Source organism: Ancalomicrobiaceae bacterium S20 (genome assembly GCA_040269895.1).
In the GTDB taxonomy this organism is placed as follows: Bacteria; Pseudomonadota; Alphaproteobacteria; order Rhizobiales; family Ancalomicrobiaceae; genus Methyloraptor; species Methyloraptor flagellatus.
Map to the genome: position 1 here is coordinate 542,793 of CP158568.1, position 26,474 is coordinate 569,266.

At 69.1% G+C, this 26,474-nt stretch carries 22 protein-coding genes; 10 read left to right on the forward strand and 12 right to left on the reverse strand.

Annotation, left to right across the window (positions count from 1 at the left end; all coding sequences use genetic code 11):
- Window positions 1-196 precede the first annotated feature (196 nt).
- From ligD to ABS361_02610, 4 genes are all read left to right on the forward strand, one after another.
- Window positions 197-2,140, forward strand: a complete 1,944-nt coding sequence (gene ligD, locus ABS361_02595) for a DNA ligase D (protein ID XBY46786.1) — start codon at window positions 197-199, stop codon at window positions 2,138-2,140.
- 46 nt (window positions 2,141-2,186) lie between these two features.
- Window positions 2,187-2,552: a hypothetical protein gene (locus ABS361_02600; protein XBY45201.1), complete on the forward strand. Its 366-nt coding sequence runs from the start codon at window positions 2,187-2,189 to the stop codon at window positions 2,550-2,552.
- Between the two features lie 18 nt (window positions 2,553-2,570).
- A complete protein-coding gene (locus ABS361_02605) occupies window positions 2,571-3,110 on the forward strand; it encodes a MarR family transcriptional regulator (GenBank protein ID XBY45202.1) in 540 nt (179 codons plus the stop codon).
- Between the two features lie 235 nt (window positions 3,111-3,345).
- Window positions 3,346-4,077 carry a hypothetical protein gene (locus ABS361_02610; protein XBY45203.1) on the forward strand — a complete coding sequence of 244 codons (732 nt, stop codon included), beginning with the start codon at window positions 3,346-3,348 and terminating at the stop codon, window positions 4,075-4,077.
- A gap of 76 nt (window positions 4,078-4,153) precedes the next feature.
- Here the strand turns inward: ABS361_02610 and ABS361_02615 are convergent, their stop codons facing one another.
- Window positions 4,154-4,768 (reverse strand): malonic semialdehyde reductase, encoded by a 615-nt coding sequence (locus tag ABS361_02615; GenBank protein ID XBY45204.1) that lies wholly within the window; start codon window positions 4,766-4,768, stop codon window positions 4,154-4,156.
- Window positions 4,769-4,954: 186 nt separating this feature from the next.
- Window positions 4,955-5,497: a cytochrome b/b6 domain-containing protein gene (locus ABS361_02620; GenBank protein ID XBY45205.1), complete on the reverse strand. Its 543-nt coding sequence runs from the start codon at window positions 5,495-5,497 to the stop codon at window positions 4,955-4,957.
- Between the two features lie 670 nt (window positions 5,498-6,167).
- Between ABS361_02620 and ABS361_02625 the strand changes: the two genes are divergently transcribed.
- Entirely contained in the window at window positions 6,168-7,862 is a 1,695-nt protein-coding gene (locus ABS361_02625) for a methyl-accepting chemotaxis protein (GenBank protein ID XBY45206.1), read from the forward strand.
- Between the two features lie 200 nt (window positions 7,863-8,062).
- On the forward strand, window positions 8,063-10,582 hold the full coding sequence (gene mgtA / locus ABS361_02630) for a magnesium-translocating P-type ATPase (GenBank protein ID XBY45207.1): 2,520 nt from the start codon (window positions 8,063-8,065) through the stop codon (window positions 10,580-10,582).
- 33 nt (window positions 10,583-10,615) lie between these two features.
- Here mgtA and ABS361_02635 read toward each other — a convergent pair whose 3' ends face one another.
- Window positions 10,616-12,268, reverse strand: coding sequence for a DUF6165 family protein (locus ABS361_02635; GenBank protein XBY45208.1), 1,653 nt, complete (start codon window positions 12,266-12,268; stop codon window positions 10,616-10,618).
- Window positions 12,269-12,397: 129 nt separating this feature from the next.
- On the reverse strand, window positions 12,398-13,027 hold the full coding sequence (locus tag ABS361_02640) for a glutathione S-transferase N-terminal domain-containing protein (GenBank protein XBY45209.1): 630 nt from the start codon (window positions 13,025-13,027) through the stop codon (window positions 12,398-12,400).
- 282 nt (window positions 13,028-13,309) lie between these two features.
- On the opposite strand from ABS361_02640, the gene ABS361_02645 reads away from it, so the two are divergent.
- Window positions 13,310-14,605, forward strand: a complete 1,296-nt coding sequence (locus ABS361_02645) for a chloride channel protein (GenBank protein XBY46787.1) — start codon at window positions 13,310-13,312, stop codon at window positions 14,603-14,605.
- A 511-nt stretch (window positions 14,606-15,116) separates the two neighbouring features.
- Here the strand turns inward: ABS361_02645 and ABS361_02650 are convergent.
- Entirely contained in the window at window positions 15,117-15,809 is a 693-nt protein-coding gene (locus ABS361_02650) for an SDR family oxidoreductase (GenBank protein XBY45210.1), read from the reverse strand.
- A 188-nt stretch (window positions 15,810-15,997) separates the two neighbouring features.
- Here ABS361_02650 and ABS361_02655 point away from each other — a divergent pair, with 188 nt between their 5' ends.
- Window positions 15,998-16,396: a hypothetical protein gene (locus ABS361_02655; GenBank protein XBY45211.1), complete on the forward strand. Its 399-nt coding sequence runs from the start codon at window positions 15,998-16,000 to the stop codon at window positions 16,394-16,396.
- 12 nt (window positions 16,397-16,408) lie between these two features.
- Here ABS361_02655 and ABS361_02660 read toward each other — a convergent pair whose 3' ends face one another.
- The 3 genes from ABS361_02660 to ABS361_02670 form a co-directional block, all read right to left on the reverse strand.
- On the reverse strand, window positions 16,409-17,686 hold the full coding sequence (locus ABS361_02660; protein XBY45212.1) for an amidase: 1,278 nt from the start codon (window positions 17,684-17,686) through the stop codon (window positions 16,409-16,411).
- A 116-nt stretch (window positions 17,687-17,802) separates the two neighbouring features.
- Window positions 17,803-18,423: a GNAT family N-acetyltransferase gene (locus ABS361_02665; GenBank protein ID XBY45213.1), complete on the reverse strand. Its 621-nt coding sequence runs from the start codon at window positions 18,421-18,423 to the stop codon at window positions 17,803-17,805.
- Window positions 18,424-18,433: 10 nt separating this feature from the next.
- Window positions 18,434-19,372, reverse strand: a complete 939-nt coding sequence (locus ABS361_02670) for a polysaccharide deacetylase family protein (GenBank protein ID XBY45214.1) — start codon at window positions 19,370-19,372, stop codon at window positions 18,434-18,436.
- Between the two features lie 375 nt (window positions 19,373-19,747).
- Between ABS361_02670 and ABS361_02675 the strand changes: the two genes are divergently transcribed.
- Window positions 19,748-20,644: an extensin family protein gene (locus tag ABS361_02675; GenBank protein XBY45215.1), complete on the forward strand. Its 897-nt coding sequence runs from the start codon at window positions 19,748-19,750 to the stop codon at window positions 20,642-20,644.
- Window positions 20,645-20,813: 169 nt separating this feature from the next.
- A complete protein-coding gene (locus ABS361_02680; GenBank protein XBY45216.1) occupies window positions 20,814-21,764 on the forward strand; it encodes a lysophospholipid acyltransferase family protein in 951 nt (316 codons plus the stop codon).
- 223 nt (window positions 21,765-21,987) lie between these two features.
- On the opposite strand, the gene ABS361_02685 is transcribed toward ABS361_02680, so the two are convergent.
- From ABS361_02685 to ABS361_02700, 4 genes are all read right to left on the reverse strand, one after another.
- Window positions 21,988-22,809, reverse strand: a complete 822-nt coding sequence (locus ABS361_02685) for an ABC transporter permease (protein XBY45217.1) — start codon at window positions 22,807-22,809, stop codon at window positions 21,988-21,990.
- Window positions 22,806-23,846: an ABC transporter permease gene (locus tag ABS361_02690; GenBank protein XBY45218.1), complete on the reverse strand. Its 1,041-nt coding sequence runs from the start codon at window positions 23,844-23,846 to the stop codon at window positions 22,806-22,808. The genes ABS361_02685 and ABS361_02690 overlap by 4 nt, the downstream gene beginning before the upstream one ends.
- Entirely contained in the window at window positions 23,839-24,972 is a 1,134-nt protein-coding gene (locus ABS361_02695) for an ABC transporter ATP-binding protein (GenBank protein XBY45219.1), read from the reverse strand. The genes ABS361_02690 and ABS361_02695 overlap by 8 nt, the downstream gene beginning before the upstream one ends.
- Before the next feature lie 277 nt (window positions 24,973-25,249).
- Window positions 25,250-26,368 (reverse strand): extracellular solute-binding protein, encoded by a 1,119-nt coding sequence (locus ABS361_02700; GenBank protein ID XBY45220.1) that lies wholly within the window; start codon window positions 26,366-26,368, stop codon window positions 25,250-25,252.
- Window positions 26,369-26,474: the final 106 nt, after the last annotated feature.

The window sequence follows — 26,474 nt, forward strand, 5'->3', positions numbered from 1 at the left end:
CGCGTTCGCCGATCCGGCGCGCGACCTCGTGACCGCGTTCGAGACCTCGGTCGCGAGCGGCCGCGGTCGCGCCGAGATCGAAGCGGGCGGCGCGGTCTGGCACTCCGACCGCAGCCTCGCGAAGGGCGAGCAGCCGCTCGAAGGGCGCTTGCCGACGCATGCGGCCTCGGCGCGGCTGCCGGACTTCGTGGCCCCGATGCTGTGCGACACGCGCAAGACGGCGCCGGAGGGGGATAGCTGGATCCACGAGATCAAGTACGACGGCTACCGGATCCAGGCGACGGTCGACGGCGCGGCCGTCCGGCTCTTCTCGCGCGAAGGGCTCGACTGGACCGCGCGCTTCGCGAGCGTCGTCGAGGCGCTGTCCCGGCTCGGCCTCGAATGCACGCTGATCGACGGCGAGGCGGTGGTGTTCGACGCCAAGGGCCTGTCGGATTTCCCGGCGCTGGTCGACGCGCTCGATCGGGTCGGTGCCACGATCGCCTATGTCGCCTTCGATCTGCTGGTCGACCGCGGCGAGAGCATCGCCGCGCTGCCGCTCGTCGAGCGCAAGGCGCGGCTGGTCGAGCGGCTCGCATCGGCCGCCGGCGCGGTGATCCGCGTCGCGGCCCATGTGGTCGGCAACGGGCCGGCGGTGTTCGATCAGGCGATCGCCGGCGGCGCCGAGGGCATCGTCTCCAAGAAGGCCGATGCGCCGTATCGCTCGGGTCGCGGCACGGCCTGGGCCAAGATCAAGACCGCGCGGCGCGAGGATGTCGTGGTCGTCGGCTGGCAGCCGTCGACGAAGCGCGAATTTCGGTCGTTGCTGGCGGCGGTCGAGGAGGCGGATGGCGGGCTGCGGTATGTCGGCCGCGTCGGTTCCGGCTTCGATGCGGGCGAGCTGAAGCGCACGCGCGAGCGGCTGGAGCCGATCCGCCGCGAGCGTCCGCCGGCGATGGCGGCGTCCGAGCTGCTGCCGAAGGGCGCGATCTACGTCGATCCGGTCTATCGTGCCGAGATCGAAGCGGCCGGCTGGACCGGCGATCACCAGATCCGCCAGGGCCGCTTTCTCGGTTGGCGCGAGGATCGGTCGCCGCGACCGGTCGCGAGCGCGAAGGAGGGCCGGTCCATGGCCGAAGACGGCGAGCGCGCGGGCAGCCGAGACGAGGACAAGCCGGCGCCGAAGAAGCGGGCACAGCCGAAGCGGGCCGGAGGCGCCGCATCGGCGTCTCGTTTGGCCGGCGCGGCCCCGATGCGAAAGAGCGGCGGCGCGCCGGACGCGGCCGCTCTGCTCGCCAGGATCACCCATGGCGATCGCGTCGTGTTTCCCGAGGTCGGCGTCACCAAGCGCCAGGTGGCGGAGCATTATCTGGCGGTCGCCGACCGGATCCTGCCGCATCTCGACGGTCGGCCGGTCAGTTTCGTGCGCGCGCCGGAAGGCCTCGGCGCCGAGACCTTCTTCCAGCGCCATCTGCTGCCCGGCATGAAGAAGGGTTTTGGCCGCATTCCCGATCCCGAGGGCCGCCACGGCGACTATCTGACGGTGCTGGGGCCTGAAGGGCTGGTTACGGCGGCGCAGTTCGGCGTCATCGAATTTCACGGCTGGGGCGCGCGGCAGGCCGACCTCGATCGGCCGGACCGTATGGTGTTCGACTTCGATCCGGACGAGGGTCTCGGCTTCGATGCCGTGCGGGCTGCGGCGCGCGAGCTCCGCGCCGCGCTGGAGGCGGTCGGTCTCGTCGGCTTCGCCATGGTCAGCGGCGGCAAGGGCCTGCATGTCGTGGTGCCGCTCGACGGGACGCAGACCTGGGACGACGTCGGCGACTTCTCGGCCGGGCTCGCCCGCGGCCTCGCCCGCGCCGACCCCGGCCGCTACGTGGCGGTCGCCAGCAAGGCCAAACGCAAGGGCCGGATCTATGTCGACTGGCTGCGCAACCGGAAGAGCGCGACCGCGATCGTGCCCTGGTCGCTGCGCGCGCGGTCGCGGGCCTCGGTCGCGGTGCCGATCACCTGGGACGAGGTCGACACCGTGCCGGCCGCGGACGCGTTCGACATTCGGGCCGTGATCGATCGGGCAGATCCTTGGGAGGGGTTCTTTTCGCTCCGGCAACGGATCGATTCCGCCGCGCTCGACTTTCTGAAGCGGTCCTACCGGCGCTGATCGATATCCCGTTGTTGCGCCCGTCCGTCCCGAGGAGATCTCCAGCATGACGAAGCCGCTCGACGATGTTCGCTCGCTCGCCCCGGCCGCGCTGCGCCGGGCGCGCGCCGCCGGGGTCGCCGGTTACGACACCGCCACGACGCTCGGGCTGCGCCTGCCGATCCTGTTCGGCGTGCCGACCGCCGCGAGCCTGCTCGAATGGCAGGTCGCGGCTTTCGAGAAGACCGTCGCCGTCATGTCCGGCCTCACCGCCGCGAACTTGCGGCTGCAGCGGCTCGGTCTCAAGGCGGCGTCCGGATCGCTCGACGGCCTGAAGCTCGCCGAAGAATGGCTGGCGGTGGTCGACGCGGCGACCGAGCCGGCGTTCCGGCGCGTCGGCGCCAACGCGCGGCGTCTGAAGCGCGGCAGGTAGAGCGCGGCGCGGAGACCGATGTCGCTGTCGATGCGGCGCTTGTCGGACGGGAGCGTCGGGTCCACCATCGATCGGGTTCCAGAACGCCGACGAGACCCCGCGCGCTCCATGCCGACCAGCCGTTTCGATCTCCAGCGTTTTGCTCCGTTCCGCCTCGGCCGTCTGGCCGCGCGCGCGGCCACGGCCTTCGCCGCCCAGGGCGTCGGCGAGGCGGAGTGGTTCGTCCTCATCGCGCTCAGCCGCGACGGGCCGGGCACGGCGCAGGCGATCGTTCGCGCCACGGGGGCGCACAAGACGCGCATCAGCCGGGCGGTCGCCGATCTCGTGGAACGTGGTCTCGTTTCCCGTGAGGACGGTGCGGCCGACCGGCGCGAATATCTGCTGCGGCTGACGCCGGCGGGGCGTGCCTTGGTCGACGAACTGGTGCTCGCGGCACTCGAGATCGAGCAGCGGCTCATGGCGCCGCTCACGCCCGAAGAGCGGCGTCTCCTTGATCGTCTGCTGAACAAACTCGAGGCGGCTGTGGACGACGCGACTGCGCCGGACCGGCGGCCCTAGGTGCAGATGTGTCGGAATTCTCCGAGTTTTCATTCACTTGCCGCATTGCGGCAATCGATCGGATTTCGTGCAAGTCCTGCCGCGCCCATGGGCTGGTCAATCCCGGCGTTAACTGCTCTACTGACCTTCGCGAGGGGGGCGCGTGGGGAACCGTAACATGGGCGTGGAAAGAAGCCGGGCAGGGCGGCTTTGCGAATACCGGGCGGTCTTGTCGGCTATATCTGCCGCGGGAGTGATGTTCGCTTCTGCGACACCGCTTCTGGCCGAGCAGCGCGTGGTCATGGTCGGCGGCGACGGCCGCATGGATCAGGCGATCGCGGCCGAGCGGCTCGGCCTGTCGACGCGGGCGCTCGAGGTCATGACCTCGGGGACCGGAACGGTCGAATGCGGCGGCATCCGCGCGACCGCGCAGCTCACCGGCAAGGCGGATACCATCACCTCCGCAGCCCACACCTTTTATGACGAGAGCGGCCGATCGCGCGCCGAGGGCGGGCGCTGCGTGTTTCGCATCGCCGGCCAGACCTACAACATCACGCTGAAGCCCTATTGCGGTTCGACCACGCCCTACGCGGTGGCCGGGCATCGCGATTGGGCGGTGGCCAAGCTCGATAGGCCGGTCGGCAATGCCCGGGTCTATCCGGTGTCGGGCGCACCGGCGCGCGGCATGCAGGTGATGGTGGTCACGGGCGAGGGGCGCAGCCGGACCTACGATTTCTGCCGCATCCGCGAGGTCATCGGCGACGCGCCGCGCGAGATCCGGACCGACTGCACCGGCGTCGACGGCATGTCGGGCGCCGCCTATCTCTCGGTCGGCCGCAATCCGGCGATCGTCGGGATCCATGTCGGCTTCCGCTCGGCGGCGCCGGGAACGACCGCCGGCTATTCGGCGCAGCACTACACGTTCGGGACCACGGTCGAGGCCGGCTTCCGCAAGGCAGTGACGGCGTCGCTCGACGCGCGGTTCTGAGGACCGAGCGTTGTTTTCCAGAACGCAGGATGGCCGCGCTCGGGGGAGCGCGGCCATCGCATTTTGATGCCAGCGTTCAGGCGAAGCGCGTGAACTCGTCGTCGGCGAGGCGCGGATTGCGCGGATAGAGCTTGGCGCGGTCGCCGTAGCCGATGTTCATCACCAGGTAGGAACGCCAGGTCGAGCCGGCGAAGAAGGCCGCATCGACGCCGTTGGCATCGAAACCGCCCATCGGGCCGACGTCGAGGCCGAGGGCGCGCAGCGCCATGATCAGATAGCCGGTCTGCAGCGCCGAAGAGCGCTCGGCGACCCAGCGCTTGCCGGCCTCGTCGCGGCCGACATACCACGAGCGCGCATCGACCTGCGGGAAGGTCTTCGGCAGCTTCTCGTAGAACTCGATGTCGTAGGCGGCGACCACGACAGCCGGCGCGGCCTCGGTCTTGGCGCGGTTGCCCTCGGCGAGCAGCGGCACGAGCTTGGCCTTGGCTTCGGGCGAGGTCACGAACAGGAAGCGGCCGGGCAGGCTGTTGGCTTCGGTCGGTCCGAACTGGGCGAGGCGGGCGGCCTCCAACAGCGTCTCGCGGGCGACGGCACGGTCCTGGAAGGCGTTGAAGGTGCGGCCTTCGCGGAAGAGGGCATCGAGGCCGGCGGCATCGAGACCGGTCGGCTGGTAGGTGGCTTTCGCGTCCATGGTCGGCTCCCGAATATCGGCGTGGGCAAGCCCGCCGCGGTCGAGGTGGCGGACATTCGAACACCGACATAGAGACTTCGGCGGGGCCGTAACAGCCGGAGCCGGGCGGACGGATTGTTCGGCGATCGTGAACGATGTTGCCGGACTCGACCGGAGCGAGGCGCTCCGGCCGTGTCCGTGGCGTGGTCACGCGCTGCGGCGGCCGGGCAGCATGCGGATGAGCGTGCGGTCCTTCCAGACGACATGGTGCACGACGGCGGCCGCCGCGTGCAGCGCGGCGAGGGCGACCAGGGCGTGGGCGGCGAGTTCGTGCACTTCCCGGATCTGCCGGCCGAGCGCGCGGTCGTCGACCCAGGGGCTCGGGATCTGGAACAGGCCGAACACCTGCAGCGGCCGGCCGCGCGCAAAGACATAGGCGATGCCGAGCAGCGGTACGGCCAGCAGCAGGACATAGAGTGCCAGATGGCCGAGCGCGGCGAACCGGTGCGCCCAGGGATCGAAAGGTGTCGGCTCCGGCAGGGGCGCGGCATGACCGGCGCGCCAGCCGAGGCGCAGCACCAGCGCGATGATGACGAGCAGGCCGAGCGAGATGTGGGTGAACACGATGGTCGGCTCGAACGCTTTCGGGAAGGCATCGACGGTCAGGCCGAGCACCCAGGCGAGCAGGACGAAGACGACGGTCGACCAATGCATGAGTTTCGCGAAGGGGCGATAGGCTGTGTCGGACATGAGATGGCTCCTGAGGGGCGTGCGGACGCCGGGCGACTCGCGGGTTCGACGGACTCAATCGCGCCGAGCCGACATTTTCCTGACGCTGGCCGCACGCTGACGCGATGCGGGTGGACCGGGAGCCCTCGCCGAATCACAAGCCTTTGAGGAATCAAGGTTTCGCATCTTCGGTCTGGGGACTGTGTAGAATCGCGGATCGGGCGTCCGCGTGCCCCTCCGGTGGGGGCAGCGCGCGCCAAATTGCATAGGGACTGCATGCGTCTGTAGTTGTATCTATTTCTCTGATATTTCTTTCTGATTGAATGTATTCGAAGGGGCGTACCCTGTCGGCCCTATGAGCAGTTGCATTCCAAAAATGGAATTTATTGCGATCGGCGACAAGATGTCGAATCCGAAATTCAGCTAAAATTCGTATGATTTTCGGGTATATCAGGGTATCGTGCCCATTTAACGTAGTTCATTTGGCCAATTTGGTGTTATTATTTAAATAAACCTCGAATAATTTAAGGATATACGGTCCAATTTTATTGGCGTACTGGTGGGTTCAAAATCGGACTTGGGTTGATTAATTTCTTGTTAACCATGTTGATCTCCATTCGTTACCAGCGCTCTCGGGCTCGGGTTGTTTCTCTGGCCGGAGAACCTTTGGCATGGTGCGATGGGGGATATGATGAGCTTCAAGAATTTGCCCTTGGTCTGGAAGGTGATCGGCCTGCTGGTGCTGCTCGCCGCAACCGGGCTCGCGGGCGGCGGCTATGCGACCGGACGGCTTTCGGCATCCGACGCGGCCTACACGGAGCTCACCGATGGACCGGGCAAGGCGATGCCGCGCATCGCGCGCGCGGGGCGGCACCTGATCGAAGTCCTCGCCGAGATTTATCATGCGGCCGCCTCAACCGGCGAGGCGGAGGTCCGGGCGGCGAAGAGCGCGCGGGCGGATGCGCTCGCGAGCTACCATGCCGAGATGACCGAAGCCGGCAGGCTCTCGCCGCAATTCGCGGATCGGATCGCCCGCGCCGATCTCAACCTCGACCGCGCGCTCGACGGGCGATGTGCCGAGACGCTGCGCTACGCGGATTCCACCGATCCGGCCGACACGTCCAAGGCGATCGCGGCCATGGCGTCGACCTGTCTGCCGGCCCTCAATGCGGTCAAGGCGGAACTGGTGGCACTGACCAAGGAGATGGTCGCCGACTTCGACCAGAAGGGCGATGCCCTCAGCGCCGCCGCGGTCGAGACGACGCGCGTGACCATGCTCGGCATCGTCGGCGCGATCGTGGTCGTGATCGCCCTCGCCGTCGTCGTGGTGCGCCGGTCGGTGGTGGCGCCGATCCACGGCAGTGTGCTGGCGGTAGAGGCGCTCGGCGCCGGCAAGCTCGACGCGGCCATTACCGGTATCGACCGTGGTGACGAGGTCGGATCGATCGCCAAGGCGCTCGACGGCCTGCGCAACCAGCTCAAGGCGGCGGAGACCATGCGGGCCGAGACCGCGGCGCGTGAGGAGGAGGAGCGCAAGCGCCTCGCCCAGCGCGAGACGCTGGCCAAGAAGTTCGTCGCCGACATGCAGAGCCTCGCGAACGGCTTCGCGCAGTCCTCGGGCGATGTTGCCGACGCTGCGAAGAACCTCTCGGCGACCGCGGAGGAGACGTCCCGGCAGGCGCAGGCGGTCGCGGTCGCGGCCGAGCAGGCGGCCTCGAACGTGCAGACCGTCGCCGCCTCGTCCGAAGAAATGGCCGCGTCGATCCGCGAGATCAGCGGGCAGGTCGGCCATTCCTCGCGCGTCGCCGACGAGGCCTTCACCGAGGCTGAGACGTCGAACGGCCGCATCGCTGGTCTCGCGTCCGCGGCGGCGTCGATCGGCGATGTGATCAACCTGATCAAGGGCATCGCCGACCAGACCAATCTGCTCGCGCTCAATGCCACGATCGAGGCGGCGCGCGCCGGCGAAGCCGGCAAGGGCTTCGCAGTGGTGGCGGCGGAAGTGAAGCAGCTCGCCTCGCAGACGGGCCGCGCCACCGAGGAGATCGGCGGCAAGGTCGGCGAGATCCAGCAGGCGACCGACGGCACCGTGAAGTCGATGTCGGAGATCATCCGCGTCATCGGCCGGATCAAGGAGATCTCGGCCTCGATCTCGGCGGCGGTCGAGGAACAGTCGGCGGCGACCGGCGAGATCGCCCGCAACTGCCAGCAGGCGGCCACCGGCGCCAATCAGGTGACGCAGAACATCTCCGGCGTCGGCCAGGCGGCCGAAATGACCGGTGCGGCCTCGACCCAGCTCATGACGCTGTCCTCGGGCCTGTCGCGTCAGGCGACCGATCTGCGCGCCGTCGTCGAAGGCTTTGTCCGCGACCTCGCGGCCGCCTGAGCCCACGTCCGTCTCCTTCGATCCTCGGCCGGCCTTGTGCCGGCCGATGTGTTTTCGGGGCGCGCGTCGTCCGAGCCTCCATTTGCGCGCACGTCCCGGCTGGTGCGGGCCCTTCCCGACTTGTCCGTGACGCTGCAACGCCCTTCCATGCGCCGGCATGATCGCGCCGGGGCGGGGCAGGCGGTCGAGGAGGGACGGACATGGGCGTGGCGTTCTGGCAGGAGCCGGTCGAGGCGGCCTTGCGCCGGGTCGGCAGCAGCGGCGCAGGGCTCGGCGCGGCGGAAGCCGCAGCGCGGCTCGCGGCCGAGGGGCCGAACACCATTGCGACGACCGCCAAGCGCAGTCTGGTGCGACGCATCCTGCGCAAGCTCGCCGAGCCGCTGGTCGCGATCCTGATCATCGCCGCCGCGGTCTCCGGCGCCTCCGGCGACTGGACCAGCTTCGCGATCATCATCGTCGTGGTGTTCCTGTCGATCGCGCTCGACGTGTTCCAGGAGACGCGCGCCGAGGCGGCCGCCGAGGCGCTGAAGCGGTCCGTCGCCGTGCGCGCCGAGGTGCTGCGCGACGGCGCGGCGCACGAGGTTCCGGTCGAGGCGCTGGTCGTCGGCGACGTGGTGCGGCTCGCGGCCGGCGATCTCGTGCCGGCGGACGGCATCGTGCTCTCGGCGCGCGGGCTGCATGTCAACGAGGCGTTGCTGACCGGCGAGCCCTATCCGGTCGAGAAGGTCGCGACGACCAGCACGGCCGATACGCCGGCGGAGGCGGCGAACGCGCTGTTCGCCGGCACCTCGGTCGTCAGCGGCGAGGGGACGATGCTGATTCTGGCGACCGGCCGGGCGACCGAGTTCGGCGCGATCGCGGCGGATCTGTCGGCCAACGAGCCGCCGACCGCCTTCGAGCGCGGGCTGCATCAGCTCGGCATGCTGATCCTGAGGCTCACGATCTTCCTCGTGCTGTTCGTGCTGCTCGCGCATCTGGTGTTCGCACGGCCGCCGCTCGAATCCTTCCTGTTCGCGGTGGCGCTCGCGGTCGGGCTGACGCCGGAACTGCTGCCGATGGTCGTCACGGTGACGCTGTCGCGCGGCGCGTTGCGCATGGCCAAGAAGCGGGTGATCGTGAAGCGGCTCGCCGCGATCCACGATCTCGGCGCCATGACCGTGCTCTGTACCGACAAGACCGGTACGCTGACCGATGCGAAGATTGCGCTGGTCGGCCATCCGGGTGCGGATGGCGTCGACAGCGCGCGGGTGGTCGCTCTGGCGGCGGTCAACAGCCGGTTCGAGACCGGCATCCGTTCGGCCCTCGACGAGGCGATCCTCGCGCACGCCGCGGACCACGATCTCGCGGAATGGACCAAGATCGACGACGTGCCTTTCGATTTCGATCGCCGGCGCGTCAGCGTGCTCGCGGCGCGCGGGGCCGAGCGACTGGTCGTGGTCAAGGGCGCGCCGGAGGAGATGCTCGCGCGTGCCGTCTCGGTCGAGGAAGCGGACGGGCGGGTCGTGCCGATCGACGGCGCGCGTCGCGCGGCGCTGACGGCGATCCACGACGAGCGCTGCGCAGCCGGATTCCGCCTGCTCGGCGTCGCCTATCGGATCGTCGAGCCGGATCGCGTGACGATCGCGGCGGCGGACGAGACCGATCTCGTCTTCGCCGGCTGGTGCGTGTTCGTCGACCCGCCCAAGGCCTCGGCCGGGCCGGCGGTGGCGCGGCTCGAGGCGCAAGGCGTCACGGTCAAGGTCATCTCCGGCGATGCGGCCGCGGTGGTGAAGCATCTGGTCGGCACGCTCGGACTGCCGGCGCGAGGCCTGATGACCGGCGAGGAGATCGCCGGCCTCGACGATCTGCAGCTCGCCGCGCGGGTGACGGAGGTCGATCTGTTCGCTCGCGTATCGCCGGACCAGAAGATGCGCATCATCCGGGCGCTTCGGGCGCGCGGCGAGACGGTCGGCTTCCTCGGCGACGGCGTCAACGACGCGCCGGCGATCCGGGCGGCGGATGTCGGGCTGTCGGTCGACGGCGCGACCGATGTCGCGCGCGAGGCCGCCGACATGATCCTGCTCGCGCCGGATCTCTCGGTGCTCGCCGACGGCGTCGCGGAGGGACGGCGCACCTTCGCGAACATCCTCAAATATGTCCGCATGGGTACGAGCTCGAACTTCGGCAACATGCTGTCGATGGCGCTCGCCTCGCTGGTGATCCCGTTCCTGCCGCTCACCCCGATCCAGATCCTGATCAACAACCTGATCTACGATCTCTCCGAGATCGGCATCCCGTTCGACGACGTCTCCGAGGCGGAGACCGCGCGGCCGCAGGCCTGGGATATGCGCGGGCTGCTCGTGTTCACGGTCATGATGGGGACGCTGTCGTCGGTCTTCGACATCGCGACCTTCGCGATCCTGCGGCTCGTCTATGCCGCGCCGGCGGCGGAGTTCCAGACCGCGTGGTTCGTCGAATCCATGGCGACGCAGATCCTGGTCATCTTCGTGATCCGCACCGCGGCGCCGTTCTGGCGCGACCGTCCGCATCCAATCCTGACCGTGACCTCGCTCGGCGCGCTCGCGGCGGCGATCTGGCTCGCGCTCGGCGCGTTCGGCCCGACCTTCGGCTTCGTCATGCTGCCGACGTCGCTGCTCGCGACCATCGGCGCGCTGGTCGTCGCCTATTTCGGGCTGGCTGAGGCGCTGAAGCGTCGGGCTTTGGCCCCGACGCGGAGATGACGCGCGTCGACCGAGAGACAATGGGCTACGCCGTCAGGCGTAGCTCTTTTCCTCGCGCAGCGCCGAGCCGGAGAGATCGTTGATGCGCTGCTTCAGCCGGGCGCGGTGGTCGTTCTGGACGTAGACCGAGCGCGCCGTCTCGATGAAGGCCTGGTCGAAGCGCTTCTCGGCCTCGTAGTGGCGGATGCGCTCCTCGATGTCCCAGAGCGCCTCGTTGACAGCGCGCAGTTCGCCGACGAGCGCGTCGATGCGGGTGTCGTCCGGCACGACCGCGCTCTTGGTCTCCTCGAGCAGGTTCAGCTCGCGGGCGACGTTCTTCAGCTTCTCGGCATCGGAGAGGCGCTCGGCCTTGATGGCGAGGATCGTCATCTTGTCGAGCAGCTCGCCGATCGACACCGGCACGGCGGGCGTGCCGGCATTGGTCGCCGGATGGGCGAGCGAGCGGGCGATCTCGGCGGCGATCGTCGCGGTCAGCGCCTTCCAGTCGCCCTGGCGCGGCTGGCGGTGCACGGTCGTCGCCGGATACCAGACATTGTCGCGCTCGCGGGCGAGCCAGCGCCAGTCGGCGCGGTTGGCGGAGAGCAGGAGCCGGGTCGGGCGGCCGAGCGCGCCGGCGACATGGCCGACGCTGGTGTCGACCGTCACGATCAGGTCGAGGTTTTCCATCACCGCGGCCGTATCGACGAAGGCGTCGTCGCCGGCGTCGAAATCCGCGCCGAGGTCGACGACCCTGTCGGCGAAGCCGCAGGCCGCGATCTCGGCGGCGACGCCGTCGCCCTTCTGCAGCGACACGAGCTTGGCGCCGGGGATCGCCGCCAGCGGCGCGAAGTCGGCGAGGGTTGCCGAACGGAACCGGTCGGCCGAGTTCGCGGCGTTGCCGCGCCAACAGATGCCGATCCTGAGCGCGGCCGAGGGCAGGCGCGCGGCCCAGTCGGCGACCCGGTCGGCCTCGGCCTTCAGGTAGACGGCCGGGGTCGCATAGTCCTCCGGCGCGATGCCGAGCCGCCAGGGCAGATCCTGGATTGCGATCCAGTCGATCGAACTGTCGAGCTTCAGCGTGTCCTCGGTCGCGGCGAGGCCGATCGGCAGGTCCATGGTCGCGACGAGCCGCTTCAGCTTGCCCGGCACGACCAGCGTCGCCGGGATGCCCCGGGCGACGACATGGTGCAGGTAGCGGGCGAACTGGATCGTGTCGCCGAGCCCCTGCTCGGCGATCACGCAGAGATGCTTCGGCGTCCGCGTGCCGTCCCAGGCGGGGAAGGGCACCTTGGTGCCGTCGGCCCGCGTGCGCTCGAGCTTCGGGGCGTGCTGCATCAGGCTGAATCGGACGCCGAAGGCGGTCCAGGCGCGCGGCCAGTCCTCCTTGGCGAACAGCGCGCGGGCATGGCCGGCGCGGGCGAGCGAGATGTCGTGACCTTCCGCCGCCAGCCGCTCGAAGATGGCGATCGCCTCGTCGAACTGGCCGAGGTCGATCATGAACTGGCCGATGTTGGCACGCGCGAGCGGATGATCGGGCTCGAAGACCATGAGCGCGCGCAGCGCCTCGACCGCGGCGGCGACCTCGCCCTTGTCGCCGAGGGCGCGGGCATGGGCGATCACGCGGGCGGCGCTTTCGGTGAGGGCGGTCGCGGCGGGCGCCGATTGGACGGGCGTCGAGATCGGCGCGGGCGAGGCGGGAGAGGTCATGCGCAGCGGTCCGCCGGGAATCGAAAAGGGTCGCCGGCACGCGCCGGCGACCCCATCGGAAACCAACATGGTTAACGGATTGTTAAATCCGCTTGTCCCGGTGTTTTCCCGGCTGTTTCGGCTTTCGGGTCAGACCTGCGGCACCTTCATGCCGCGCTCGACGGCCGGGCGGGCACCGACCGTGGCGATCCAGCGATCGACGTTGGCGAGCGGGGCGGCCTCGGTGCGCAGCTCGTCGCCGAGCGCGCCGAGCATGGCGGCGACCCAGGGGTAGGTCGCCATGTCGGCGATCGAGTAGTCGCCGGCCATGAACTCGGTCGTGGCGAGCCGCTTGTCGAGCACGCCGAGCAGGCGCTGGCTCTCCTTGGTGTAGCGGTCGATCGCGTAGGGCACCTTCTCCGGCGCATAGCGGACGAAGTGGAACATCTGGCCGAACATCGGGCCGGCGCCGCCCATCTGCCACATCAGCCATTGCAGCGCCGTCGCGCGGCCCTTGGCGTCGGTCGGCAGGAACTTGCCGGTCTTCTCGGCGAGATGGATCAGGATCGCGCCGGATTCGAAGATCGAGATCGGCTCCGGACCGTCGGCATCGACGATCGCCGGGATGCGATTGTTCGGCGCGATGGCGAGGAAGGCCGGGTCGAACTGCTCGTTCTTGCCGATGTTGACGGTCTTCACCTCATAGGCGAGACCCATCTCCTCGAGCGCGATCGACACCTTGCGGCCGTTCGGCGTGGTCCAGGTATAGAGGGTGATCATGGGGGATCCTCGAAGCATGGGATCGATCCGGACCGGAGACCGGCTGTCGCTTGCCAGCGCATCGGCCGCCCAACGCCCGGTCGATTGACGAAACGGAACGGTGCGAAGCTATTTGTTCGATAGTTTTGAACAAGTGAAATTTTCGTGAGGTGCGGCGCTGGCCTGCGCCGGCTCATGTTGCACCGCACCGCCTTTGGGAGAATAGAATACCCTCGGACGAATGGTCGAGGGTTTGGCGTGGGACGGCGGACGGGTTTCGATCGCGGGCGGCTGGCCGCGCATATGGCAGTGCGGTCACGGCTGGCGGTGAAGCGGTGGTCGCGCCGCGGGTTGTTCCTCGTCGGCGGAGTGATCGTCGGCGTCGCGGCCGTGCTGATGGCCTGGCTCGCCGACCATGCACAGGCGCTGTTCGCGCGACTGCTCGGCGCCCATCCCTGGGTCGCTTTCGCGGTGACGCCGCTCGGTTTTGCCGCCGCGGTGTTCGTGGCGCGGCGCTTCTTTCCGAATTCGCAGGGCAGCGGCATCCCGCAGGCGATCGCGGCCCTGCAGATCGACGATCAGGCGCGGCGCGGACCGCTCGTGTCGCTGAGGGTGGCGTTCGGCAAGATCGTGGTGATGACCTTCGGCCTCCTGTGCGGCGCCTCCGCCGGGCGCGAGGGGCCGACGGTGCAGGTCGGCGCGGCGATCATGTATGCGATCGGCGGCTATGCGCCCTACCGGCGCGCCGGCTTCCTGCTCGCGGGCGCGGCGGCCGGGGTGGCGGCGGCGTTCAACACGCCGCTCGCCGGCATCGTGTTCGGCATCGAGGAAATGAGCCGGTCGTTCGAGGCGCGGACGAGCGGGCTCATCGTCGGCGCGGTCATTGCCGCCGGCCTGACCGCGATCGCGTTGGTCGGCGACTATGCCTATTTCGGCGCGACCAATGCGGGCCTGCCGTTCGGCCGGGCCTGGATCGCGGTGGTGCTCTGCGCCGTGCTCGGCGGGTTCGCGGGCGGAGTGTTCATCCGCATCTCGGCCGCCATCGCTGCCGGATTGCCGGGCGGCCTCGGGCGGGCGATCAAGCGCCGGCCGGTGCTGTTCGCCGCGGCCTGCGGCCTCGTGGTCGCCGTCTGCGGTCTCGTCTCGGGCAACGCCTCGATCTACGGCACCGGCTACGAATACGCGCGCGCGCTCGTTCACGGCGCCGCCGCGCCGGACCCGTGGTTTGCGCCGCTGAAGTTCCTCGCGACCATCGCCTCGGCCGTGAGCGGCATTCCGGGCGGCGTGTTCTCGCCGTCGCTGTCGGTCGGCGCCGGCCTCGCGGGCGCGCTCGCCCCGGCTTTCCCGGACCTGCCGGTCGGCGCCTTCGTGCTGATCGGGATGGTGTCCTATCTCGCCGGCGTGGTGCAGGCGCCGATCACGTCCTTCGTGATCGTCTCGGAGATGACCGGCGACCACGCGATGGTCATCCCGCTGATGGCCGCCGCGCTGATCGCCGATCAGGTCTCGAAGATGCTGAGCCGCCACGGGCTATATCACACGCTGGCGGAACAGTTTCTGGTGCCGCGGCCGAAGGATGCGGCCCCATCCGCGCCCTGAGCCCGTGTGCCCGGTCCGTGCCGAACGCAGCGGAATCACCGCCGCCGTGCGGGCAATCGTCGAGCGATTGCCCGCAGTCGAAGGAGCGGCACAGGTTAAAGGAGCGGCACAGGTTACAAGGGATCGCCGACTGATCGCCCACGACAGCGGTCCGCCGGGTGGGTGATCCGGCTCCCTGGCTGCGCAAGGCCCGCAGATTCCGCGCCGGTCAGAGCGCGCCGAACACGACGGCGCTGACAAAAGCGAACGCCGCACAGATCATCATGACTTCCAGACCGCGTGTCATGGTCATGACAGGCCTCCCGGTTCTGCTCGTCACTTGAGAAAGTGTAAACGCGAAATCCCGGGATGCGAAATAGATTCTGTGTTGCATTGCGGCATCGCCATGGTCATGGCGATGTTATCCACATGGCTGCCGTCGCGGCGGCAAGGCGGCGCACGCGACGCATCGCAGCGACGATTTTCGCTGCTCCGCGCCGCGCGGCGACCGGCGCGACCTCGACCATTCGCCTCACCAGGCGAGTTCGGAGCCGTCATAATTGTAGAAGCGGGGCGAGTCCGCGACACGCATCCGGTCGATGATGCGGGTCAGGCCGGCGGCGCTGCGGTCGGCCGGCATGTCGGCGCCCTGGCCGCCCATGCCGGTCTTGACCCAGCCCGGATGGCAGACCGACACGGCGATGCCTTCGCCCTTGAGGTCGGTCGCGAGGCCCTGCATGACCTTGTTCACCGCCGCCTTCGAGGAGCGGTAGGCGATCTTGTCGGAGAGCGCGTAGGAGAGCGAGCCCATGCGGCTCGACACGGTCAGGATGCGGCCGTGCTCGGCGAGGCGCAGGTTCGACAGGAACACTTGCGCGACCTTGAGCGGCGCCAGCGTGTTGACCTCGAAACACGCCCGCCAGCCGTCGAAGTCCATGTCGAGCGTCGACTGCCGCTCCGGGCCGATGACGCCGGCATTGTTGACGACCACGTCGATGGCGATGTCGCCGATCTCCTCGCGCGCAGCCTCGATCGAGGCGAAATCGGTGACGTCCATCCGCACGATGTCGATGTCGATGTCGTCGCGGGCCGCGAGCGCCTGCAGCTCGGTCGCGCTGTCCGGATCGCGGCAGGTGGCGATGACAACATCGCCGCGGTTGGCGAGCGATTCGGTCAGCGCGAGGCCGATGCCGCGGCTGGCGCCGGTCACGAGAACGGTGAGCATGGTGTCCTCCGTGGTCTGATTCCGTCCGTTATAGAGCAGATGAGCCGCACACCCCACCGGCACGGCCCGGATCGACAGCGGCACATGGTCATGGGGGCGGGTCAGGCTTCGCCCCAGGTTGACGTCAGGCGGACCGGCGCAAAAGGTGCGGTCCGCATCGTCGATCCGCGAGGCGAGGAACATCCGTCATGACATCCCTGGCGACGGTCGGACAGGTCATCGCGGGCGCAGGCACGATCGGCCTCGCGCTGGTTCACCAATGGGTCGGCGGGCCGGAGATTGCCGAGCCGATCGCCGCGGCGCCGCTCGCTCCCGAGGTCTGCGCGGTCGCGGCCGTGGTGTGGCAGGCGGTGACGGCGCTTCTGCTGCTCGATGGGGTCGCGATCCTCTCGGGGCTGTGGTGGCCGTCGCGGGCCGTGCTGGCGCTGGCGACGGCGCAGAACGCGGCCTTCGCCGCGCTCTTCCTCGTCCGGGATCTCACCGTGTTCGGCGATATCCTCACGCTGCCGCAATGGATCGGCTTTGCGATCGTGATCGCGGCCGCCGTGCCCGCGCTCCGGCGCCCGATGCCGCGTGCGAGCGATTGAACGCGCGGCCGGTCAGGCGCCAAGCGCCTTTTCGAGAAAGCGGGCCGCCTCCAGCGCGCGCAGGTCGCGGCCGAACGGGGCGACGATTTGCAGGCCGAGCGGCAGGCCGCCGCCGCCGGTCAGGCCGGGGACGTTGACGCAGGGCGTGCCCATCAGCGTCCAGAGCTTGTTGAAGATCGGTGCGCCCGTGGAGGCGAGACCTTCCGGCGCCGCGCCGGGCGTGCTCGGCGTCAGGATTACGTCGACTTCGGCGAACAGGTCCTTGAGCGCGAGCCGCGCCTGGCGGGACGTCCGGCGCGCGAGGTCGTAGGCTTCGGGCGTGATCGAGGCGCCGTGGTCGAGCGCCTCGCGCAGGATCTCGCTCAGACGGCCGCGATGGTGGTCGACCTCGAAGGCGAAGGCCTGTGCGGCCTGGAAATCCTGCAAGACCCGATGGGCCGCGAAAGCCTCGGCGAAGACCGCCGGCATTTCGAGGTCGACGACCGTGGCACCGGCCTGCGCCGCCTTGCGGGCGCCGGTCTCCAGCGCCGCCCGCATGTCGTGGCTCGCCTCGTCCCAGAGGTGGGTGCGCGCGACGCCGATGCGCGGCGCGCCCGGATCGCGTCCGTCGACCCGCAGCGGACGGCCGATCAGCGCCGTCGCGCAGAACCCGATGTCCTCGATGCCCGCGGCGAACAGGCCGATCGTGTCGAGCGACCAGGAGAAGCACTTCATGCCCACGGTCGGGATCAGTCGGAACGACGGCTTGAACCCGGCGATGCCGCAGAAGGCGGCCGGGCGGATCACCGATCCGCCGGTCTGGGTGCCGAGCGCAAACGGGATCAGGCCGGCGCCGACAGCCGCGGCCGAGCCCGAGGACGAGCCGCCCGGCGTGTGGTCCGGCTTGACCGGATTGCGGGTCACGGTCGGCTGCAGATAGGCGAATTCGGTGGTCGCGGTCTTGCCGATCACGGTCGAGCCGGCGCGGCGGGCGAGCGCCACGACCGGCGCATCGGCGGCCGGGCGGTGGCCGGCGTAGATCTCCGAGCCGTAGGCGGTCGGCAGGTCGTGGGTGTCGATGATGTCCTTGACGCCGAGCGCGATGCCGGCCAGCGGACCCGTCGCTGTCGCCGCGGCGGCGCGGGCGGCGTCGAAGTCGGTCGCGACGAAGGCGCCGAGCAGCGCGTCATGGGCTTCAATGGCCGCGATCGACCGCTCGATCGCGGTGGCCGGGGTCAGATTGCCGGCATCGATCGCGCGGGCGAGGGCGAGGGCAGAAACGGGGGCGGGGAAGCGGCGAGTGCTTGTCATGGGTCGCGAGCTTAGCCGAGGGCGCCGGCCGATCAACGGCCGGCGGTGCGGGGCGGCTCTGCGTGATGCGAGCGGCGGGCGGGACCCGCACGCGGGCCGGCGCGTTCGGGCGCCGGTCACGCACCGGTTCCAGGCGGCATGCTCGTCGGCGCGAAGGCGGTGGGCGCGGCCGGGGCGCGCAGCACCTTGCGCATGAAGAGCTCGGTCGAGCCGACGACCGCGAGATCCGGCAGCGGGCCGACCTCGACGAAGCCGACCGCGCGGTAGAAGCCGACGGCCGGCGCGTTCCAGTCCGACACGCAGAGCCACAGATTGGCCTCGCGGGGCACGGCCGCGACCTCGCCGGCCATCCAGTCGATGATCGCCCGGCCGATGCCGCGGCCGTGGGTGGTCTCGGCGAGTGCCAGCAGTTCGAGGTAGGGCCCGCGCATGAAGGGCGAGCGGACGATGACGGCGCCGACGGGCCGCTCTTCCAAGCGAACCGCAAAAGTGCGCGCGCCCGGCTCCTGCGCGACGAGCCGGGCCGCGATCGCCTCCGCCGGCCAGCCGCTGGTGCGCCAGGGATCGACGCTCGCGACCAGGGCGCCGAGCGCGGCGGCATCATCGCCGACGGGTGTCAGCGCCAACGGCTCGCCACGGCCGGTCACGAGATCAAAACGCGGCGCGGCGAAGGGCGTGTTGCCGGTGGCTTCTGTGCGATCGGCGATCGTCGGGAGGGTTTCGGAGGGCGGCATCATGGGGCGGGGCTCAATGTTTCGTTGCCGGGGGCCCTTCGGTCGAGATCGGCCGCCGCGCGATGACCGAACCGGTCGTTTCCGGCGCGGCTGTGGGCATCGGGCTCGACGTCGGCCAGGACGAAACGCTCCGGGCGGGCTTTCGGCCCCATGTGTCGTATCGATCGGTGTCGCCCGGTCGCGCGTCGTAGCAGGTCTCGGTCACGACCGGCGTGCCGGCGGCGAGCAGTTCGGAGACCGTGACGAGGCGATAGCCTTTCGCCCGTAGTGCATCGATGACGCGGGGCAGAGCGCTCCCCGTGTGATAGCCGCGGCCGTTGGCGTGCATCAGCACGATCGAGCCCGGCCGCACGCCGGCGAGCGTCGCCTGCACGATCGCGTCGGCCGACATCAGCGGCGAGGGATCGCCGGAGGAGACGTCCCACTGGATCGCCATCATGCCGGCGCCGTTGACGGCCGCCATCGCGTTTGCGTTGCAAGCGCCGAAGGGGAAGCGGAACAGCGTCGAGCGGGCGGGGGCTGAACGGATGTCGGTCGAACGGGGCGAGGCGGCATCCGCGCGACGGCACTGCGCGGCGGCGGCACGGGCCGGCGCCAGCGCGGCCTCCGGCGCCAGCACCTCGCGGGCGAGCTTGGCCGGGTCGGCCAGACGCAGATTGGCGTGGCTCCAGGTGTGATTGCCGAGCTCGAACAGCGGATCGCGGGCGATCTCGCCGATGCGCCCGGCATGGGTGGTGGCCCAGTGACCGCCGGCGAAGATCGTCGCCGGCACCTGTTTCGCCCGCAGCGTGTCGAACACCGCGCCGTCGTAGCCGGCGACCTCGCCGGACGTCTCGCAGAGATCGAAGGTCAGCGCGACGAGCTTCTCGGCCCCATGGAGATCGACGCGGCGGATCGCGCCGGCGATCGGCGCGGCCGCGCGCGCTTGCGCAAAGGCGCCGTAGTCCGGCACCGCGACACGGGCCGCGCCTTTACGGATTGCGGCTTCGCCGGCGCTGGAGGGTGCGGGGCGGCACAAAGAGGTGCGGTCTCGCCGGCCACAGCTGCCATCGGCACGGCGGCGGCGATCAGCGCGGCGGTCGCCGCCCGGAGGGCGAGCGCGTGGGCTCCACGGCGCAGCGAGAACAAGCGCGAGCGTGACGTCATGACTCCAGCGGTGACGCGAGTGCCCGTTCAAGGCAAGGGCCTCGAGCCGGTATCCTGGATGGTCCTGAAATCGGGGCGGTTTTCTGCGGAGCTCGGACGCTGCGGCAGTCCCGATTCGGGTCGTCTTACGCGCGCGGGCGTCAACGATTCCTTTCCAGGTTCGGTCGCATTGTCCAATTCCATGAAGCGTGTCCTTTCCATCACGGCCCTCGTCGGCATGGCCGGTCTCCTGACCGGTTGCAGCATGTTCGGCGGCTGGTTCGCCGAGCGCGATCCGTGGCGCCGCGAGGCGGAGGCGCGGTGCATCGCCTCGGGCGTGGTGCGCCCGTCGGCCTATATCCAGCCGGTGCGCGAGATCGATGGCGCGGGCGCCTGCGGCGCCGACCATCCGTTCAAGGTCACGGCCGTCACCGAAGGCCGCGTGGCCATGTCGGAGCAGGTTCTGATGAACTGCCCGATGGTGACGAGCCTCGAATCCTGGGTCGCGACCGTCGTGCAGCCGATCGCCATGGCGACGTTCGGTCAGCCGGTCGCGGTGGTCGAGACCTTCGGCACCTATTCATGCCGGCGCGTGAACCATCGCCTGCGCGGCTCGATGTCCGAACACGCCTACATGAACGCGATCGACGTCTCCGGCTTTAAACTGGCCGACGGTCATCGCATCACGATCAAGGGCGCCTGGTATTCGGGCCAGCCGCAGGAACAGGCGTTCCTGCACACGGTCGGGGCGGAGAGCTGCAAGGTGTTCAACACCGTGCTCGGCCCCTCGGGCGATGCCTCGCACCAGGACCACTTTCATCTCGATCTCGCCAACCGCTCGCGCTCCGGCCGACGGGTCTGCCGCGGCTCGGGTCCGATGGTGGCACAGGGCGGCATGTCCTATGGCGCCGGCGGGGCGTACGATCCGGCGATCACCGGCTCGGTCGCGCCGAAGATCGACACCGGTCCCGAAGACAGCGGGGTGATCGACGCGGTGCAGCTCGATCCGGAGATCGCCGCCTCGATCGCCAAGCGGCCCGAACAGAACTGGCCGCGCACGCTGCCGAAGGTCGAGCAGGCGATCCCGAACGAGGACTGACCGGCCGGGGTGCCGACGCGACGGCGCGGGGCCGCGGATCGCGGCTTCGTCACGAGATCTTCGTGTGAAATCGGTATAGGAACAGATCGACCGTCGCGGTCGCTCGGGCCCGGTGTTTCCTGACACGCCGTCCCGATCGGGCGCGAAGCCGCCGCATCGGAGCGATCGTTTGTCCACGCATTTTCACCGTTCGGCCGCCGCCGAAACCCCGGTCCGCTTTTCCTACGCCACGCCCGACCAGCCGGCTCTGACCCGGGCGGTGATCCGGACGATCGAGTTCGTCGGTGGGCAGCGCAAGCTCAAGCGCCGTTATCTCGACGGCCGCAGCGCGGTCGCGGCGGGCGAAGACTTCTTCGACATGGCGATCCGGATGCTCGCGCTGAAGGTCGAGTACGACGAGGCGGCGCTGGCGCGGATCCCGAAGGACGGCCCGGTGCTGTTCGTCGGCAATCATCCCTACGGCGTGCTCGACGGCATCACCTTCACGTGGCTGGCGCGCAAGGCGCGGCCGGACGTCAAGGTGCTCGCTCACGGCGTGCTGTGCCGGCTGCCCGAGACGCGCGAGCAGCTGCTGCCGATCGACTTCGCCGAGACCCGTGAGGCGCAGGCGACCACGCTCAACTCGCGCGTCACCGCGCAGCGCTGGCTGCAGCAGGGCCACGCGATCGGCATCTTCCCGGCCGGCGGCATCTCGACCTCCGAGAAGCCGCTGCGCGGCGCGGCGCTCGATCTGCCCTGGGCGCCGTTCACCGGCAAGCTCGCGATGATGTCGAAGGCGACCGTCGTGCCGGTCTATTTCGAGGGTCAGAACAGCCGGCTGTTCCAGATGGCCTCGCATCTGTCGGTGACGCTGCGGCTGTCGCTCCTGTTCCGCGAGACGGTCAAGCGCATGGGCACGCGGCTCAGGGTCCATATCGGGGCGCCGATCCCTTACGAGGAATGGGCGCATATCCACGAGCGCGACCGGCTCGTCGCCGAGTTCCGGCGCCGCACCTTCTCGCTGGCGCCGGCGATCGAAGGCGTCGACCTCACCCGCGAGGGGCGGCTCAAGATCTTCGAGAAGCCGGCGCGCCCGGCCGCGGAAGTCGCCGCGGCGCAGGTCAAGGCGCGGTCGGCCTGACCTGCCGTCCTGGGCTTGAAGGCTGGCTCGCAGGCTGGGCTTGCAGGTTCCAAATCCGAATGAAGCGGCGCCACCCGATCGGGTGGCGTCTGCGTTTCCGGATGCTCCGCGCGAACTTCAACGGCGGGGCGAAGCGCGAGTCAGTTCAATGACTTCGTGGGGTCGGCTGCAACCGTGATTCCGCTCGAAGTCGTTGACCTCGGATGCCACGCGAAGGCGCGGATCAGACGCGGGGTAGGTGAGCTTCCCGCGCGCGCAGCACGACGTAGAGCGTTGCGAAGACGAGCGTCAGGCCGACGAAGACGACGCCCACGACATTGACGACCGGGGTCAGGCCGAAGCGCAGCCTCGAGCCGACCTCGGTTACCAGCGTCCAGCTGCCGCCGATCGAGAAGACGGTCGTGTTGTAGTTCTCGAACGACTGCAGGAAGGCGATGGCCGCGGCGGTCAGCGCGGTCGGCTTCAGGAACGGCAGGGTGATCCGCCGCAGCACCAGGGCCTTGGACGCGCCGAGGTCGAGCGCGGCTTCCTCGAGTGTCAGGTCGAGCCGTTCGAGACGGGCGAGAAACATCAGCATCGCGTAGGAGGCGATGAAGCTCGACTGTGCCAGCACGGCGAGATGCAGGCCGCCGGAGACGCCGAAGTCGCGCCAGAAGATCAGCGTCGCAAGCCCGACGATGATGCCGGGGATCAGGATCGGCGAGACCATCAGCGTGTAGAGGACGCCGGCGGCGCGCGATTGCAACCGGTGCAGGATCAGCGCACCGGCGAGACCGCAGGGCAGCGAGATCGCGATCACGCCGACCGCGACGACGAGCGAGTTGACGAGCCCCTGCATCAGGCGCGCGTCATTGAACAGCGCCGGGAACCACTGCAGCGTGAAACCCTTCCATTGGGTGACGGAGGGATAGGGGTAGGCGTTGAACGCCGCGACGGTCATCACCGCGAGCGGCGTGAACAGGTAGACGAAGAAGAGGCCGATATAGAGGTTCAGCACCAGGCCGCTCGCCCGGCCCGCCGGCAGCAGGATCTGGTCGCGGCTCATCGGGTGATGTCCTTCAGCCGGACCCGGAACAGCGCCATCATCAGGAAGACGAAGGCCATGCAGGCGATCAGCAGCGTGAAGGCATAGGCCGCGCCGATGTTCCAGTTGTTGGCCTCGAAGAACTGCCGGTAGACGAGCTGGCTGAACCAGTCGCCGCCCTGGCCGCGCGTCATGATCTGCGGCACCGAGTAGGAGCCGGCCGAGAGCATGAAGGTCATGATGCAGCCGACCGCGATGCCGGGCTTGGCGTGCGGGATGACCAGACGCCAATGGATGCGCGCCACCGAGGCGCCGAGGTCGCGCGCGGCCTCGATCTGGTTGCGATCGAAGGTCTCCAGCGTGTTGTAGACGGGGAAGACCATGAACAGGACGTAGGTATAGACCATCGCCAGGAAGACCGCGGTAGGGCCTTCCAGGAAGGGAATCCAGCGCCGGTTGGCGATGTCGACCACGCCGAACCAGTCGAGCACGCCGTTGATGACGCCCTGGTAGTCGAGGATCATCAGCCAGGCGTAGATCCGCAGCAATTCGTTGAGCGCGTAAGGAACGATCAACCCGACCAGCAGCAGCATCGCGCGCAGCCCCGTGGTCGCCACCGCGGCCAGATAGGCGACCGGATAGCAGACGACGAGCGCGAGCAGCGTCACGGCCAGCGCGTAGGCGAGCGTCTTCAGGAAGATCTGGGCATGGACGCCGCTCATGCGCGTATAGTTCTGCAGGCCGTAGACGCGCGTCGGCTGTTTCTCGCGCGCTTCGAGATCCTGGATGGTCCGGCCGAGCGCCTGGATCCGGACATCGAGCGTGAGGCGCTGGTCGGGGTCCTTTGTGCGGCTGAAATCGTATTTCGCCTGCGAGAGCTCGTTATAGGCCTGATCGAGCCGGACCGAGATGTCGCCGGTGTCGGACTCCAGCGACCATAGCGACTGCTCGATCATCACCGCCTGCGGCGCGGCGACGAGGCCGATCGTCCAGAGCGCGACGAGCAGCCAGAGCACGGCCGTGAGGCCCGGACCGTAGGCGCGCAGAACCTCACGCATCGGCCGCCTCCGCCTCGCGCTCGGTGCCTTTGGCCGGCAGGTCGGGTGAGACGTGCGGGAAGACATGCGCGTCGTCGGCGTGGAAGCCGACGGCGTGGGTGCTGGCGAGCAGGGCGCCGCGCAGGCCGAGGTTCGGCACATGCATGGTGATCCGGGCGCCGCCGGCGAGCGCGAAGGTGTAGACCACCGTCGGGCCTTCGAGCACGCGGCCGTCGAGATTGCCCTCGACGCGATTGACCGGATCCATCTCGGCGGCGAAGCCGATCCGCTCCGGGCGCACCATGACGACGGCGCGCTCGCCGACCTTGAGAGCGCCGCGCACGGTGCCCTCGACCGTGCCGACGGCGGTCGCGACCAGACAGCGCTCGCCCTCGATCGAGACGATCTTGCCGGGCAGCTCGTTCTGCTCGCCGACGAAACGGGCGACGAAGGCGGTCGCCGGCGAGGCATAGAGACGGTCGGGCGTGTCGACCTGCTCGATGCGGCCCTCGTTCATGACCGCGATCCGGTCCGACATGGCCAGCGCCTCGGACTGGTCGTGGGTGATGTAGACGAAGGTGACGCCGGTGCGGCGCTGGATCGCCTTCAGTTCGGCGCGCATGTGCGAGCGCAGCTTCAGATCGAGCGAGGACAGCGGCTCGTCGAGCAGCAGCACGGCGGGCTCGACCGCCAGCGCGCGGGCGACCGCGACGCGCTGGCGCTGGCCGCCGGAGATCTGATGCGGCTTGCGGCCGCCGAGCCCGTCGAGCGCAACGAGCGACAGCAGCTCCTCCGCGCGGCGCAGTCGCTCGGCACGGGGGACGCCGCGCGCCTCCAGGCCGAAGGCGACGTTCTCGATCACGCTCATCAGCGGGAACAGCGCCAGATTCTGGTGGATCAGCGCGGTCGGACGCTGGTTCGGCCCGAGGTTGGTCGTGTCGCTGCCGCCGATCAGCACGCGGCCGGTGGTCGGCTGTTGAAAACCGGCGGTGACACGCAGAAGCGTGGTCTTGCCGCAGCCTGACGGACCGAGAATCGAGAAGAACTCACCGGCCTCGATCTCGAGATCGAGCGGATGCACCGCGCGGAACGCACCGAAGTCGACCGAGATGGCCCGTAGTCTCACGTCCTTGCCGTGCGTGACCAAACCGGCGCTCCCCCGTTCTTGCAGCTCTCCGCCCTTCGACGGACGGGCCGGCGAACGGGACTTCTCAGATCGGAATCGCAGCCGCCCGCCGATGCGTGATTGCAGATCGTACTGCGGAAAGCGATCCCGTCCGCCCCTATTTCCGGGGGCGATCCGACGCAGGACGCTTTGCCGGGGCGAGTGTGGCGGGGAATGCACGCGCGCACCAGTGGTGACGCAACGACATCCGGTGGCCTGCGTTAACGGGCGTCGTCGCGGCCGACGCGCCGGGCTCCGATCAGGCGTTGGTGAGCTTCTCGACGTATTCGCCGCGCAGGCGCGAGAAGAACGGCGTCTGGATCGGCCACCACCACAGCCCGTCGATCGTGCCCGGCGCATAGGACATCTCGAAGGCGGTGCGCGCCTCGTCGTTGAGATGCTTCTCGGCACCGACGGCGCAGGTGTTGTAGCCGGTCGAGTTCGTGAAGGCGGCGCCGGCCTCGGGCGAATAGAGGAAGTTCGCCAGCGCATAGGCCTGATCGAGGTTCTGCGCACCGGCCGGGATGCCGAACGTGTCGGTCCAGGCGAGGCCGCCCTCCTTCGGCATGCCGAACTTCCATTTCCGGTCGGTCTTGCGGTTGAGCAGGATGCCGGTCGTGTCCCAGGTCTGGCCGATGACGCAGCCGGCGTCGGTGAAGGCTGCGGTCGCCTCGTTGGCGTTGTTCCAGTAGGCGCCGAAGTTCTTCTTCTTCGAAGCGGCGAAGGCGAGGCAGGCCTCGAACACGCGGCGGGCCTCGTCCTCGGACTTGTACATGTCGAGCGCGCGGTTGGTCTTCACCCGGCCGGTGGCATCGAGCCAGATCGCGATCGAGGTGAAGATCGACTTCTGCCGGAGCGCCACCTTCTTGTCGAGGCCGTCGGCCCAGAGGTCGCCGTAGGAGAGTTCGCCCGACTTCTTGTCGAATTTCGAGCCGTCGTAGGTGATCGCCTCGGTGCCCCAGTCGAAGGGCATCAGGTAGCGCTTGCCGCGATAGGTGGCGCCGAGCGTGATCGAGTTGCGGTAGATCGACGGCAGCACGCGATTGGCATCGAAGCGGCGCTCGTCGATCTCCTGCAGGAGGCCGTCCTTGTAGTAGTTCGGACCGGTGTCGACGGAGGGAAACAGCACGTCGAAGCCCTTGCCGCCGGCGGCGCGCAGCTTGTTCTCCGCTTCCTCGTTGGAGCCGTAGGTCGACAGGTTGACCCGGATGCCGGTCTTGGCCTGGAAATCGGGGAGCAGGGTATTCTTGTCGAAGTATTCGCCCCAGACGAAGACGTTGACCTCGCCGGAGGAGGCGAGGGCATCGTGCGCCCTGAGCACGGCCGGCATGGCCAGCGCCGCGGCCGCACCGCGCATCAGGGCCCGTCTCGTCAGCATTGGCGACGTCCTTCTTTCTTGTCTCGAATCGAAATCCGTCCCGACGGGCGCCTCGGGTCGGAACCACGGCGGGGGTCGTGGTCGATCGGGCGATATCGGTCGTTCC